The following is a 14,919-nucleotide window of genomic DNA, read 5'->3' on the forward strand; positions in this document are numbered from 1 at the left end:
ATAAGATGGCAGAAAATAAGGATTTGGAAGAATATAAAGTCTCCACGATGGAGGATGAAGAGGATTATTTTGACAATGTGGAGATGGAGCTCGACTACAGCATCAGTATAACTGAGGGCTCCATGGAGCTTGGAAAGGACAATATAAAGGAACAGAAGAAGTACATGCGTGACAGCCATGGAGACATGGACGACGAGGAGTTCCTGCAGAACATGCAGTCGGTGAACAATGATGAGGCATTCCTCAGAAGAGCTGCGAAGCGCCTGGAGGTGTATGAGCACCAGAAGAAGGTGCCGTACTTTGGCAAATTTGTATTCAAATATAAAGATGACGAAGAGTATCTCCCGGTATATGTGGGTATGAGCGGTTATCAGTCAGATATGAATGGGCAGCAGCTTGTGTACGACTGGAGAGCACCTGTATCCTCTATGTATTATGCTTATGAAAAGGGACCGGCATCCTACAATGTCCATGTGGATGACATGGAAGATGATGAGTTTTCTGGAGACATAGTGGAGAAGAAACAGTTTCTGGTGTCAAATGGCAGACTTAAAGACGCGGTGGATACTGACTCCAACATCAACGACGCCATATTGCTGGAGGCCCTTGGCGGCAACAGTGGTGTTAAGATGAAAAATGTGGTGGCTACCATACAGAAGGAGCAGGATGCGATCATAAGAAACCGCACGGCGTATAACCTTATAGTGGACGGCCGCGCCGGAAGCGGTAAGACGGTCATAGCCATGCACAGACTGGCGTGGCTGTTGTACAACTACAAGACACTTGAGAGTGACAATGTCATGATACTGTCTCCAAACAGTATATTTGGCGATTATATATCAGAGGTTCTCCCGGAGCTCGAGGAGAACAGTGTGCCTGAGAAGGAATTTGACAGTCTGCTTGAGGAGCTTCTTTTCATAGAGGAGGAATATGAGAGCAAGCTGGATCAGTCGGAGTTCATTATAGACAGCGGCGATCAGGACAACCAGAGGATGAGAAATATCAAGGTCAAGTCGTCCATCTCTTTCTACGACAGTTTCAATGAGTATCTGGACAGGTATGTGTCAGGTATAAAGTTCAGAAATTTCCACTATCAGAAGGTGGAGTATACAGGCGAGGATATAGCTGCCATGTTCAATGGAAGATTTGCAAGAAAACCTGTGTATGAGAGATTCGAGAACATAGCATACTTCATAGTGGACAGGGTGGAGGATAATTCACCAAAGGAGTTCCCGGACGAGAAGAAGCGTAATCTGGCAAGGCAGATACAGAAGCAGATGGTAAATTTATTTGCAGAGAGGAATCTGGTTGAGTTGTATGTTGGATTCCTGGTGGAGATGGAGAAGAAATATCCGGGTATATCGGAGTACAGAAATGAATATGGAAAGATATGCTATGAGGATATCCTTCCTATACTTTACTTGCAGGTGTATTTCTACGGATGTCATTCCTACAACAATATCAAGCACCTCGTCATAGATGAGATGCAGGATTACAATATATTCCAGTATGCGGTGATAGACAGGGTGTTTGGCTGCAAGAAGACTATCCTCGGCGACAGGTATCAGGTGCTCTTCTATGATCCTGAGGAGACTGTTGTGGATGTTCTGACGAAGATATTTGCAAAGAGGAACGGACAGGGCGGCTATGAGCTCAAGGAGCTGTTCGCGTCGTACAGATCCACGGCGGAGATCACCGAGTTCTGCAACGGTATACTTGGCGGAGAGGGCGTAGGCGGCAACACTGTGGAGAGACACGGCAGGGTGCCTGAGGAGATACAGTGTGAGTCACTGGATGAAGCTGTGGAGTTCATAAATGACAAGCTGAGCTACGGAGACATGGACGCCTACGACAACATAGCTATCCTGACAAATGACGAGGCAGACGCCTACGAAGTGTACAAACAGCTTTCCGAGTACACCGAGGTGACGCTCATCACCAATCAGTCGGTTGTCTATGCGGGCGGTGTGGTCGTACTTCCAAAGTTCCTTGCAAAGGGAATGGAGTTCGATGCAGTGTACGTCATGACGGACGGAACCTACGACGGAAGCATGGTCACAAGACATGCGCACTATATAGCCTGTACGAGAGCACTCCATGAGCTGTATGTGCTTGATGTGGAGCAGCCATAGGAGTGATACAAAGACAGAAATATTATATCTAGAAATATTTTTCGGGAAAATCGCAATTCCAACTGAACATATATGATGTACTATACGGCATTTCCGCTTTGGGAGATGCCGTATTTTTTATTGTTGCTATATGGCAGATGGTACGCCTGAGCAGAAATGTAATTGTGAGTGTCAGAACTCTGTAAATTATTCACCAGCTAATAATTGAGATTTGTGTTGATTGTGCAAAGATTATACATAAATAGAGATAACGCATTTTTATTGTTGCAATATCTACAAAGAAATGTTATTATTAAGGAAACGGGGAAACTAAAAATAGTTTCTGAGTTTCCTGGGCGGGAAGTATGTACAGGAAGCTGACAGACACGGATGGACAGGAGGGAGTTATGGACGGAGAAGCACAGCAGCAGCTTAAATTGAGGATATATGAGGCGACCATAGAGGAGTTCCGGGAGAAAGGGTTCAAATTCACCATGGACGATATGGCAAGACGACTTGGAGTGAGCAAGAAAACCATATATCAGGTCGTCAGGGACAAGGAATCATTGTTCTTTGACACGGCGACATATATATACGAGCAGATCAAGAGAAGTGAACAGGCGGTCATGGATGACGACCGCCTGACCACGGTGGAGAAGATAAAGGCGATTCTCATAGCCATGCCGGACAGCTACAGCGAGCTGGATTGGCGGCAGATATACCAGTTGGAGAATTCATATCCACGGATATTTGCCCGGGTGAGAGTAATGATGGAGCAGCAGTGGGATAATACCATAGAGCTTCTGAAGCGCGGAATTGCCGAGGGTGTTATAAGGAATATTCCGATTCCGGTCATCAAGACGATGTTCGAGGCCACGCTTGAGAAATACATGGAGACTACAGTCCTGATAGACGCGGGACTTACATTTGACGAGGCGGTGCAGTATACACTTGATGTACTTATGGATGGCATATCCTGTAAGGAGTAGGAACCGCTATGAATGAAGTGATTATATGGAATTGATGCCCGCGGCCGGTTTCATTCACTGGGGCGAGATGGGCGGTATATATAAAAGACAGGAGGTTGTGTTATGGGTAAGAGATCTGAGGTTGTATTTGGCAACAGGATGAGCAGTCAGGTCGTCAAAAAGGCGGAGAACTCCAAAGAGAGATTTGTAAAAAGATTCGGTGATGACAGTGACGTGGATTATCCTCTTGCAGTTGTGAAGAATCCGTATATTGGAGATACTCTCGGTGTCTCCAATATTGTGATCGACGGCGGAGTCAGTGATGATATACCGGATGGCGGCCGGGAGGAATTTGACAGGGACAAAGGAATCATAGTTGGCAATATCAGGATGGGGTTCGGACATTACAGAATATCCATGGCGATAGCATCAGCGGCCAATCATCTGGGATACAAGCCGTACTGGATGGATCTCAATTCCTACAGTGAGACCACGGGAGGAAAGGTTATTGAGGCACAGAATAAGCTCTATTCCATGGGATCCAGGATATCGGGAAAGAGCAAGGTTTTCAACAAAGCGGTGTGGGAGCCGATGAACTATGAGGGTTTCAGGAAGCTGTCATACAATGCCTCGGATCAGATGAATGCGGAGCTTATGACACCGGTGTTTAGGAATGTTCCAAAGGATATCCCACTTGTGGCTACACATGTGTGGCCTGCCCAGGCGGCGGTTCATGCAGGAATGAAACATGTGGTGAATGCAATCCCTGACAACTGGCCTATGGCGCTCCACCTTGCGGAGGGAAGCCTTCACACGGTTCAGACCAGATCGGCATACCTCGGATACAGGACCCTGAACGGCATGCAGGGCGACGAGGTGCTTAAGCCTATGCCCGGTGATTCAATCAGATACGTTGGACACTATATAGACCATGAGCTGGTGGCAGCCATAGAGGAGGACTGCGACAGGAGAATAGAGAGAAGAAAGAAAAAGGCACCGATGCGTTTCCTTCTCACCATAGGAGGTGCTGGAGCACAGAAGGATATATTTGCAACTATCATCAGGACGGCGCTTGCCAGCGTGAAGAAGGGCAACATGGTCCTGTATGTAAATGTGGGCGACTACATGAACGTGTGGGAAGAGCTGGTGAGAGAGATACCCGCCATGGAGAGCCTTGTCACTACACATTTCGATGACTGGAGCGACACCACAGCATTTGCGGATAAGGCTCTTAAGGAAGAGGTGTACGGAATACATGCATTTTGCCATGAGAATATATATGAGGCTGTGTACTGCACCAACCTTCTCATGAGAAGCTGTGATGTACTCATAACGAAGCCGTCTGAGCTGGCCTTTTATCCAGTTCCAAAGCTGTTCATCAAGAGAGTTGGCGGGCATGAGCAGTGGGGGGCGATACACTCGGCGGAGATCGGAGATGGAACACTGGAGTGCCGTGATATACCGCACACTCTACAGATGATGAAGCTGTTCATGCAGGATGACAGCATACTCACAGATATGTGTGAGAACATAAAGCGGAACAAACTGGATGGAATATACGACGGAGCGTATGAGGTCGTAAAACTGGCGATGGATATGAAGAACTGAGAATGGAGGGTTACATTATGTATAAGGTAAAGAAGAAAGAGACATTTATACCATCATCAAATGGCAAGGACAGGCTGCATGTCATCGTGTGGGAGCCACAGGGCGAGGTGCGGGCGATACTTCAGATATCACATGGAATGATAGAGCTGATAGACAGGTACGACGAATTTGCGAGATATCTTGCTGCGAAAGGCTTCGTAGTTGCAGGAAATGATCATCTGGGACACGGACTCACGGCGGCAAATATGGATGAGCTTGGATATATGAATGCCTATGATGCGAGCAAGGCAATAGTCGCGGATCTTCATAGAGTCACTAGAAGTCTGAAGAAGGCATACAAAGGAGTACCGTTCTTCCTGATGGGACACTCTATGGGTTCATTTATGGCGAGACGATACATGAGTGACTACGGCTGGGATCCAAAATATCCGTCACCTTACACGGAGGGCTCAAGTGTGGACGGCTTTATCTGCATGGGAACTGGAAGCATGCCTGAGTATATGCTGCAGATCGGAAGACTTGTGTTGGAGCTTGAGAAGAGTCAGCACGGCGAGAGATACAGAAGTACCCTCATGGAAGTGTTGGCATTTGGAACATACAACAGGGGTATCCCGAAGACCACTATCGTGGACGGTGAGGTGAGAAAGAGGACGAATAAAGACTGGGTGAGCCGTGACCCGAAGCGCGTGGATGCATATGTGGATGATCCGCTGTGCCAGTTCTCATTTACCTTGAAGGGCTACGAGACGCTGTTCAATACACTCCACTATATACAGGAGGACAGGAACATAGCGAAAATACCGAAGAATGTGCCGGTTCTGTTTGTGTCCGGTGACAGGGATCCTGTTGGACATTACGGCAGGGATGTTCTGAAGCTCTACGAGTTATACCACAGGAGAGTTTCGCACAATGTGGCATGCTATCTGTATGAGGACTGCAGACACGAGATACTGAATGAGCTGTGCAGGGATAAGGTATTTGACGATATTGATAAGTGGCTTGAGACAAGGCTTGCAGATATAAAAGGTTAGGCCTTTAAGGAGGTTATATATGGGAGAAAATTCACAGGATAATACACAGAATGGCGCACCTGCGGGCGGCCTTCAGAAAAAGACAAAGATAGCCTACGGAGTAGGGGCCGTGGGAAAAGACATGGTGTATATGCTGGTAGCCAGCTATATACTGTACTACTACAATTCTGTGCTTGGCGTCAGCTCAGTGTTCATAGGAACAGTGCTGATGGCGGCGAGAGTGTTTGATGCATTTAACGATCCTGTCATGGGTATCGTGGTGGCAAAGACCAGAAGCAGATGGGGAAGGTTCAGACCGTGGATATTCTCGGGAACCGTGCTGAACGCGGTTGTCCTCTATGCGATGTTCGCCGTGCCGGAAAGCATGGGAGCTGGTGGGATGAAGGTGTTTTTGACAGTGACATATTTCCTGTGGGGAATCACATACACGTTGATGGATATTCCGTACTGGTCCATGATCCCGGCCATCACTGAGCCGGGCAAGGAGAGGGAGAATCTGTCTGCACTTGCAAGATCCTGCGCGGGCGTGGGTTCTGCCATCCCTACTGTACTTACTATGATAGTAGTTCCAGCCATCAGCGGCGCAGCCCTGGCGGCGGACAAGCTGAAGATCACGGATTACCGCATCGGCTTCAAGTGGTGGGCTCTTCTGGTTGCAGTGGTGTTCGTCATCTCGGAGGCCATTTGCGTGGCAAATGTAAAGGAGAGGGGTGACACAGTTGTGGAGTCCCATGGCATAGGTGAGATGTTCCATTCACTGGTGACAAATGACCAGGCTCTGGCGGTGGTCATCACCATCGTGCTCGTAAACTCTGCACTCTATATAACAAGCAACCTGCTCATATATTTTTTCACATATGACATAGGAAGTGAGAGCGGATATGCGCTGTTCTCCGCATTTGGCGGCGGTGCGCAGATACTTGCTATGATGCTGTTCCCGCTCTTTAGAAAGAAGATGTCCAAGAGAAAGCTGTTTGTACATTCGGTAGTATATGAAATCGTCGGATATGTGATGCTGCTTGCCTGCAGCCTTGCCGGTGTTACCCGTATGACGGTGGGCGGAGTGCCTTGTTGGTACGTTCTGTTCATCCCGGGACTTCTGGTATTTGCGGGAAGCGGACTTCTAAATGTGCTGATAACTGTGTGTCTTGCCGACAGCATAGACTACGGAGAGTACAAGAATGGGCAGAGAGATGAGAGCGTCATATGCTCCATGCAGACATTTGTAGTAAAGCTTGCATCGGGAGTTGCAGTGTTCTTTGCCGGACTTGCGATCAAATGGGTCGGACTTATCCAGCCGGCAGATGGAACATCGGAAGTCATAGAGCAGAGCACAGGAACTCTCATGGGACTTTCCATGATGATGACGGTCGTTCCGATAGTCCTTCTCATCATAGGACTTGTATTCTTCATCAGGAAATACAAGCTGACCGAGGAGAGGATGCAGGAGATCATGACGAAACTTAGATAGGAGGAACCGCTATGAACGAAGTTCATACTCGGAATCGGTTCCGACGACCTGCCCCACTCGCATATGCGAGAGGGGCGATACATATTAGATAGGAGGAACCGCTATGAACGAAGTTCATACTTGGAATCGGTTCCGACGACCTGCCCCGCTCGCTTATGCGAGAGGGGCGATACATATTAGATAGGAGGAACCGCTGCCAATTAGGGGCGATACATATTAGATAGGAGGAACCGCTATGATCAGATATATAGAAGAACATCAGGTATTCATACTGGAGACAAAGTCGACGCAGTATGCCATGTGCGTGCGCCCGGATGGACACCTTGAGCACCTGTACTACGGTGGCAGGAGTCTGGACTGCGGAGATCAGAATATTGCGGGACTTTGGGATGTGGCACATGACCGCAGCCTGTTCGAGACCGGCAATGCCATAGCGCTGGATGGTGGACTTACCTTAGAAAGTCTGCTGCAGGAACTGTCGTCAACCGGCAAGGGGGATGTCAGCGAACCATTTGTCTGTATGACCCATGCAAATGGCAGTACGACCTGCGACTTTGTGTACGAATCATACGAGATAAAAAACGGCAGGGATGAGCTTGAAGGACTTCCGTGTGCGGTGGAATATCATAGGGGGACAGATGGCAGATTCAACACAGTAAATGAGCAGCAAGGCACAGAAGTGGGAAGCGGTGTGGCTGGTGAATTGCAGAGCATACAAGCATATGAGCGACAGAATACAGCGGGCGAGGTAACACAGCTCACCATAACCCTCCGGGACAAATTCTATAGACAGAAGCTTGAGCTAATATATGTCACATGGGATGACTGCGACGTGATAACCAGAAGTGTCCGCCTGACAAATGAAAGTGATGACGTGGAGCGGGTGGACAGACTTATGTCCATGCAGTTTGATATGAGAATGTATCAGGAATATGACATGATACATTTCGGAGGAGCCTGGGCGAGGGAAATGCACAGATCGGTGCACCCTGTAAGGCAGGGAAGAGTGTCTGTCTCATCGTCGACCGGAACCTCGGGCAGCAGGGCCAATCCGTTCTTCATGGTGGTTGAGCACGGCAGTTCAGAGGAACACGGTGAGTGTTACGGCTTCAATCTCATATATTCAGGAGACCATATGGAGAGCTGTGAACAGAATTCATATGGACGTATGCGTATACTCAGCGGCATCAATCCGGAAGGATTTTCATTTGCGCTTGAGCCGGGACAGTCATTCCAGTCGCCGGAGGCGGTCATGACATATTCAGATTCAGGATTTTGCGGTGTCAGCAGTCATATGCATGCATTTGTCAGAAGACATATAGTCAGAGGCCGCTGGGCGGACCGGGAGAGGCCTGTTCTGCTGAATAGCTGGGAGGCCGCATACTTTGATATAAATGAGAAGAAGCTGCTGAAGCTTGCAAAAGAGGCAAAGAAGTGCGGCATAGAGCTGTTCGTCATGGATGACGGCTGGTTCGGACACAGGGACAATGACACATCCTCACTTGGAGACTGGCAGGAGAACCGGAGCAAGCTTCCGGGTGGAGTAAAGCAGCTTGCGGACAAGATAAATGCACTTGGACTTGACTTTGGTATATGGGTCGAGCCGGAGATGGTGAACGAGGACAGTGATCTCTACAGGACTCATCCGGAGTGGGCAGTCAGAGTGCCGGGACAGAGTCATGCCGAGGGGCGTCATCAGATGCTGCTGGATCTCACCAACAAGGACGTGAGAGATCATATAGTGGAAGCCATGGCAAATGTGTTCTCATCTGCGAATATCTCGTACGTGAAGTGGGATATGAACAGGATCATGTCTGACAGGTACAGCCAGACGCTGCCGTCTGACAGGCAGGGCGAATTTGGACACAGGTATGTGCTTGGACTCTACGATATCATGGGAAGGATTACTAAGCGTTTCCCTGAGATTCTGTTTGAGGGATGTGCTGCCGGTGGCAACAGATTTGATCTCGGCATACTGTGCTATATGCCGCAGATATGGGCAAGTGATGACACGGATGCCAGGGAGAGGCTTGAGATACAGACGGGATACAGCTATGGTTACCCTATGTCGGTTGTCAGCAGTCATGTGTCGGGCTGTCCGAATCACCAGACACTCAGAGTTACTCCTCTTGAGACGAGATTCGGAGTGGCGGCATTTGGCGTGCTGGGCTATGAGTGCAACCTGTGTGACATGAAGAAGAAAGATCTTGATGCCATAAAGGATCAGGTGGAGTTCTACAAGAAACACAGGCACACACTTCAGTTCGGAGAATATCACAGGATTGAGAATGGTTCGGTGTCAGATCTCAGGAGAAATGTATACCAGTTCATGGTGGTTTCCCAGGATGGCTCCGAGGCGGTGTCCTGTTATTATGAGGGACAGGTGATACCGAATTATACTTACAAGCATATGCGGACTAAGGGACTTGACGAGAATGCAGTTTATGTCATGGAGGGCAGAAGCCTGCAGTACAGCGTAAAGCTCATGGGAGATCTCATCAACACTGTTACGCCGGTGCATGTGAAACCTGATTCCCTGACCCAGAGTGCGATAGACAAAGTGGTAAAGCTTCAGGGCGAGAAGGAATATGTAAAGGCGTCCGGTGCAGTGTTTAACCGCGTTGGAGTGAACCTTGCTCCGAACTTTGCGGGAACTGGCTACAACGACCAGACCGCTCTCTGGACAGAGCATGGACTGAGGTTATATACCTTCACCAGACAGTGATATATATGATCACATGCAAATGCTCATATATGGAATCGAATCACAGGAAAAACTTACATTATAAAAATAGTGGAAATAATATATGGAATGTGTTATCTTACTCTTATAGAGAACTGTTCCTAATAGAAAATTATAAATACCAGAAGGAGGACTATACAATGAGTGAGAAGCGTAACACATGGCAGAAACAGGTCATATACTCTGTTATAAAGGAACTCAAGACTCATCCTACAGTCCAGAGTCTGATAGATGAACTGGAAAAGAGAGGATATAAGATAGGCAAATCAACTGTGTACAGGGTGCTCTCTGATGCGGTTGATGAGGGAATTGTCATGAATGTGTATTCAGGGGACAAGATGGAGCATTTTGATGGCAATACCGAGAATCACTATCACATACGCTGCAAGGTATGTGACAGGATATTTGACAGTGAGCTTCCATATCAGGATTCCATCACACAGATGGGCGTGGAGGCGGACAGCGATTTCGTCATACTGTCACACAACCTGGAATTCATCGGGATATGTCCATCCTGTAAGGACAGCCTGAAAAGTCTGTGATGGGGAATGCAAAAGACCGGTACACATAAACGCATATTGTATGCGGTGTATGTGTACCGGCCTTTTTGTATGTGCAGGCAATGCCAAGAGCCTGGATCTTATCTGCTCTGTCAGTCTCTCTTTTTCTGTGAAATGATATTTGCAGATTTTATTTCCTTCTTTATAAATTCAGGAATCGCGGAATTGTCTTTCTGGTCAGATTCAGGTGTGTCCGGCTGCGCCTCAACTGTATGTGAGTTTACACTTATAGGATCCACGCGTGGATTGCTGATAAATGTCTTGTTGGCCGAAGGCTTTACAACTGTCATTCCGAGGATGGACTTCTTGTTGCGAAACTCTCTTTCCTCCTCTGGTGTGCGCTCAGGGGCGGCATCCACCAGATTGCCGTCTCCGAAAAGGTCTATCTCAAAGCTGCTGTCATTTTCCTCCTGCTCATCATCCGTATCGTCATCCAGCGCATCTGTAATTATCGGTTCTGCGTGGATGGAAGTATCCGTATCGTCGTCTGCAAATGCACTGTCGAGATCAGGATCGTATTCATCAGCAAATGCGCTGTCAAGATCAGGGTCATATTTTTCATCTGATTCAGTGTCGCCAAATTCAGAATCGGAGTCGACATACTCCTCAGGCTTCTCAAAAAATGTAGGATCTATATCGAGCTTGAAGTCGACCTCTGAGTGACCCACTTCAATGCCGCAGTCGTTGAACAGCTTGGTCGTGTAGCAGTTTTTCAGCTTCTCGATGAGTTCAGTGTTTTCGTACTTGAGCTGTTCGAGTATGTTTGCGATTATCATTCCCTGATATTCATCCGTCCATCCGTCCTCAAGCTTTACTGCGATACCGAGCTTCATGCTCTTTATCGCCATACAGATAACACCCCTGGAGCCGTCCTTCATTATGAGGTCAGAATTCTGGTTGATATAATATGAAGGTGTTCCGTAATCGTTGATCTTCTCAGGATATTTGTGGATGCATGAGAAGTTGTAGTCTATAGTCTCCCGGAGTTCGTTTGACAGGCTGAATGGATCCATGAGCTTTGCGTAGGACATGGCGATGCTTCTAAGTGGCAGTGCAAATACCGGAACTCCACAGCCGTCTATGCCGAGCCCGATCTTGAATGTAGGGGTCTGGCTGAGCATGGATATGAAATTGATTATCTGCTGCTGTACAGGGGAATCCTTGAGCTGATAGCCGTCCGGCTTACCGGTGAGCTCTCTCTGGAGCAACATAAGGCTGAAATGTTTTCCCGAGCAGCAGTGCTGAAGTTTGCTCTGTCCCTGCCTTGGGTGGAGCTTTGACCTGTCGGTGAGCTTTGCCGCCAGCGCTGAAGCTGATGTGGAAGCGCATGGCTTCATGATCATGTCATCGGGATTCAATCCTGTCTTGCGCGAGATCTCCTCCAGCACAAATATATGATGGTTGCTTCCCCAGTGGGAAGAGTTGAACATGGCAACATCCTCGTCGGTGAGGTTGAACCTTCTGTGAAGTCCTGCCAGCAGTGTAGGCAGCACCTGTATAGGCTTGCTTGCGGAACGCATGAAAGTCTGTTTCTCTATGTCGCCAAGGTAGGCGATTGTATCTCCTGTGGATGACACAACTGCGATGGAGCCGCGGTGTGCATTCTCAACAATATTTCCACGGTATTCTTTTACTAATATCTCTGACATATATTCAACACCTCATTTGTATTTTGTATGATTTTCTTCCGATATAGTCATTATATGAAAAAGATATCCGTTTGCAAAATGAAAATTACATAATATATAAGAAAAATATGAGAATGTAATTGAGTGTAAGTAAGTAATAACTAAAAAATACCGCCTGATACTGACAAAATACATCATTTGTCATATATACCATGAGTAAAAAATGTTTAAAAAAATCGAAAAATGCGCATTTTTTTTGTGAAAATGCATAAAAAACTTTGATTATTATAAAAAGGATGGTATAATGTCTTTATAATTTTGCATGGAGAGGTGACTTACATGATTAAAAAAGAAATGATCGCCATGCTCCTTGCTGGTGGACAGGGCAGCCGTCTTGGGGTTCTTACATCCAAGCTTGCCAAGCCAGCGGTAGCATTTGGCGGCAAATACAAGATAATCGATTTCCCACTGAGCAACTGTATCAACTCAGGGATTGACACAGTAGGTGTACTTACACAGTACAGACCACTCAGACTTAACCAGCATATCGGAATCGGTATTCCTTGGGATCTCGATAGAAACATTGGTGGTGTCACAGTGCTTCCACCATACGAGAAGAGCAACAACAGCGAGTGGTACACAGGTACTGCCAACGCTATCTACCAGAACATAGAGTTCATAGATTATTACAATCCAGACTATGTTCTCATACTTTCCGGTGATCATATCTACAAGATGGATTATGAACACATGCTTGACTATCACAAGTCCATGAATGCGGATGTGACACTTGCCACATACCAGGTTCCATGGGAGGAGGCAAGCAGATTCGGAGTAGTTATAACGAATGATGACGGCATCATCTCAGAGTTTGAGGAGAAGCCGGAGAACCCAAGAAGCAACAAGGCTTCCATGGGTATATACATATTCAACTGGAAGATCCTCCGCGAGGCACTTGTTACCATGAAGGATCAGCCGGGATGCGATTTCGGTAAGCATATTATTCCATACTGCCATGAGAACGGCAACAAGATATGTGCATACGATTTCAAGGGATACTGGAAGGATGTAGGAACTCTCGGTTCATACTGGGAGGCCAACATGGAGCTTGTCGACATAGTTCCTGAGTTCAATCTGTATGAGGAATTCTGGAAGATATATACGAAGACAGACGCCATACCACCTCAGTACATAGATGAAGCGGCAAAGGTATCCAAGTGTATCATCGGAGAGGGGACCGAGATATACGGAACCGTTGAGAATTCAGTTATAGGCTCTTGTGTAACCATAGGAGAGGGTGCGGTCGTTAAGGATTCGATTATAATGAATGGGGTTACGATCGAAGCTGGTGCCTATGTTGAAAAGGGAATCATTGCCGAGAATGTCAAGGTTGGTGCAAATGCCAAGCTTGGAGTTGGTGAGGAAGCTGTCAATGAGATGAAGCCTAATATCTACGCATTTGGCCTTGTTACTATAGGTGAGAACTCAGTTATACCTGAGGGCGTAACAATAGGTAAGAACACTGCAATATTCGGTGACACAGATCCTTCGGATTATCCGGACGGAACACTTCCGAGTGGCGGTAGTATTATAAAGGCAGGTGAGTAGACATGAGAGCATTAGGAATTATTCTGGCAGGTGGTAACAGCAATAAGCTGGGAGATCTTTCAGCAAAGAGAGCCGTTGCAGCCATGCCTATCACAGGAAGCTACAGAGCAATTGATTTCGCACTTTCCAATATGACTAATTCTCATATTCAGAAGGTAGCGGTATTCACACAGTACAACACAAGATCACTGAATGAGCATCTGAACTCAAGCAAGTGGTGGGATTTCGGAAGAAAGCAGGGAGGTCTGTTCATCTTCACACCTACCATCACAGCAGCTAACAGCTACTGGTACAAGGGAACAGCAGATGCACTTTATCAGAATATCAAGTTCCTCAAGGAGAGCCATGAGCCATATGTAGTTATCGCTTCAGGAGACGGTATCTACAAGCTTGACTACAACAAGGTTCTTGAGGAGCATATAAGCAATGGTGCAGATATCACGGTTGTATGCAAGGATATGGCACCGGGCGAGGATGACATCAACAGATTTGGTGTTATCAAGATGAACGAGGATGGCAGGATCATAGACTTCGAGGAGAAGCCTCTTGTGGCAGGAACCAACACGGTTTCCATAGGTGTATATGTCATAAGAAGAAGACAGCTCATCGAACTTCTTGAGACATGTGCCAACGAGGGAAGAAATGATTTCGTAAGAGATATTCTCGTGAGATATAAGGGTGTCAAGAGAATTTACGGATACAAGATGGACAGCTACTGGAGAAACATAGGAACAAAGGAGTCATATTACAGAGCTAATATGGATTTCCTCAAGAAGGACGTAAGAGACTTCTTCTTCAAACAGCATCCGGATATCTACTCAAGAGTGGATGATCTCCCACCAGCAAAGTACAATGCAGATGCGGTGGTAAATAACAGCTTGATAGCAAGCGGTTGTATCATCAACGGAACCGTTGAGAACTCAGTTATATTCAAGAAGGTATACATTGGAAATAACTGTGTGATCAGGAACTCGATCATACTTAACGATGTCAACATCGGTGATAATTCCATCATCGAGAATTGTATCGTGGAGAGCAGGGATACACTCCGCGCGAACACAGTACATCAGGGAACACCTGAGGACATCAAGGTAATAGTGGAGAAGGATTTCAGATATGCGTTGTAGGATGCATACGGTATAAGTAGTACAAATGACAATTGCGTGTGGGATCGCAATGTGTGTCAGGGTT

10 protein-coding genes are annotated in these 14,919 nt (G+C 47.0%); 9 read left to right on the plus strand and 1 reads right to left on the minus strand.

Features of this window, described 5'->3' with window-relative positions; all coding sequences use genetic code 11:
- The first annotated feature begins 5 nt into the window (after positions 1 to 5).
- The 7 genes from DWX57_RS12180 (at position 6) to DWX57_RS12210 (ending at position 10,474) form a co-directional block, all read left to right on the plus strand.
- Positions 6 to 2,132 (plus strand): HelD family protein, encoded by a 2,127-nt coding sequence (locus DWX57_RS12180; protein ID WP_120124443.1) that lies wholly within the window; start codon positions 6 to 8, stop codon positions 2,130 to 2,132.
- A gap of 344 nt (positions 2,133 to 2,476) precedes the next feature.
- Entirely contained in the window at positions 2,477 to 3,100 is a 624-nt protein-coding gene (locus tag DWX57_RS12185) for a TetR/AcrR family transcriptional regulator (protein WP_022217264.1), read from the plus strand.
- 102 nt (positions 3,101 to 3,202) lie between these two features.
- Entirely contained in the window at positions 3,203 to 4,687 is a 1,485-nt protein-coding gene (locus tag DWX57_RS12190) for a DUF6937 domain-containing protein (protein ID WP_120124446.1), read from the plus strand.
- Positions 4,688 to 4,704: 17 nt separating this feature from the next.
- Positions 4,705 to 5,718, plus strand: coding sequence for an alpha/beta fold hydrolase (locus DWX57_RS12195; RefSeq protein ID WP_120124448.1), 1,014 nt, complete (start codon positions 4,705 to 4,707; stop codon positions 5,716 to 5,718).
- Between the two features lie 19 nt (positions 5,719 to 5,737).
- Positions 5,738 to 7,189 (plus strand): glycoside-pentoside-hexuronide (GPH):cation symporter, encoded by a 1,452-nt coding sequence (locus tag DWX57_RS12200; RefSeq protein ID WP_117550891.1) that lies wholly within the window; start codon positions 5,738 to 5,740, stop codon positions 7,187 to 7,189.
- A gap of 235 nt (positions 7,190 to 7,424) precedes the next feature.
- Positions 7,425 to 9,914, plus strand: a complete 2,490-nt coding sequence (locus DWX57_RS12205) for an alpha-galactosidase (RefSeq protein WP_120124451.1) — start codon at positions 7,425 to 7,427, stop codon at positions 9,912 to 9,914.
- Between the two features lie 158 nt (positions 9,915 to 10,072).
- A complete protein-coding gene (locus DWX57_RS12210) occupies positions 10,073 to 10,474 on the plus strand; it encodes a Fur family transcriptional regulator (RefSeq protein WP_015533691.1) in 402 nt (133 codons plus the stop codon).
- A gap of 110 nt (positions 10,475 to 10,584) precedes the next feature.
- Here the strand turns inward: DWX57_RS12210 and DWX57_RS12215 are convergent, their stop codons facing one another.
- Positions 10,585 to 12,141: an asparaginase gene (locus DWX57_RS12215; RefSeq protein ID WP_120124453.1), complete on the minus strand. Its 1,557-nt coding sequence runs from the start codon at positions 12,139 to 12,141 to the stop codon at positions 10,585 to 10,587.
- A gap of 318 nt (positions 12,142 to 12,459) precedes the next feature.
- Here DWX57_RS12215 and DWX57_RS12220 point away from each other — a divergent pair, with 318 nt between their 5' ends.
- Both DWX57_RS12220 and glgD read left to right on the plus strand, forming a co-directional pair.
- On the plus strand, positions 12,460 to 13,728 hold the full coding sequence (locus DWX57_RS12220; RefSeq protein WP_022217270.1) for a glucose-1-phosphate adenylyltransferase: 1,269 nt from the start codon (positions 12,460 to 12,462) through the stop codon (positions 13,726 to 13,728).
- A gap of 2 nt (positions 13,729 to 13,730) precedes the next feature.
- The gene (gene glgD, locus DWX57_RS12225) at positions 13,731 to 14,855 is read left to right on the plus strand and encodes a glucose-1-phosphate adenylyltransferase subunit GlgD (RefSeq protein ID WP_022217271.1); all 1,125 of its coding nucleotides are present in this window, start codon (positions 13,731 to 13,733) and stop codon (positions 14,853 to 14,855) included.
- Positions 14,856 to 14,919: the final 64 nt, after the last annotated feature.

Source organism: Coprococcus sp. AF19-8AC, assembly GCF_003603115.1.
Taxonomy (GTDB): domain Bacteria; phylum Bacillota; class Clostridia; order Lachnospirales; family Lachnospiraceae; genus Coprococcus; species Coprococcus aceti.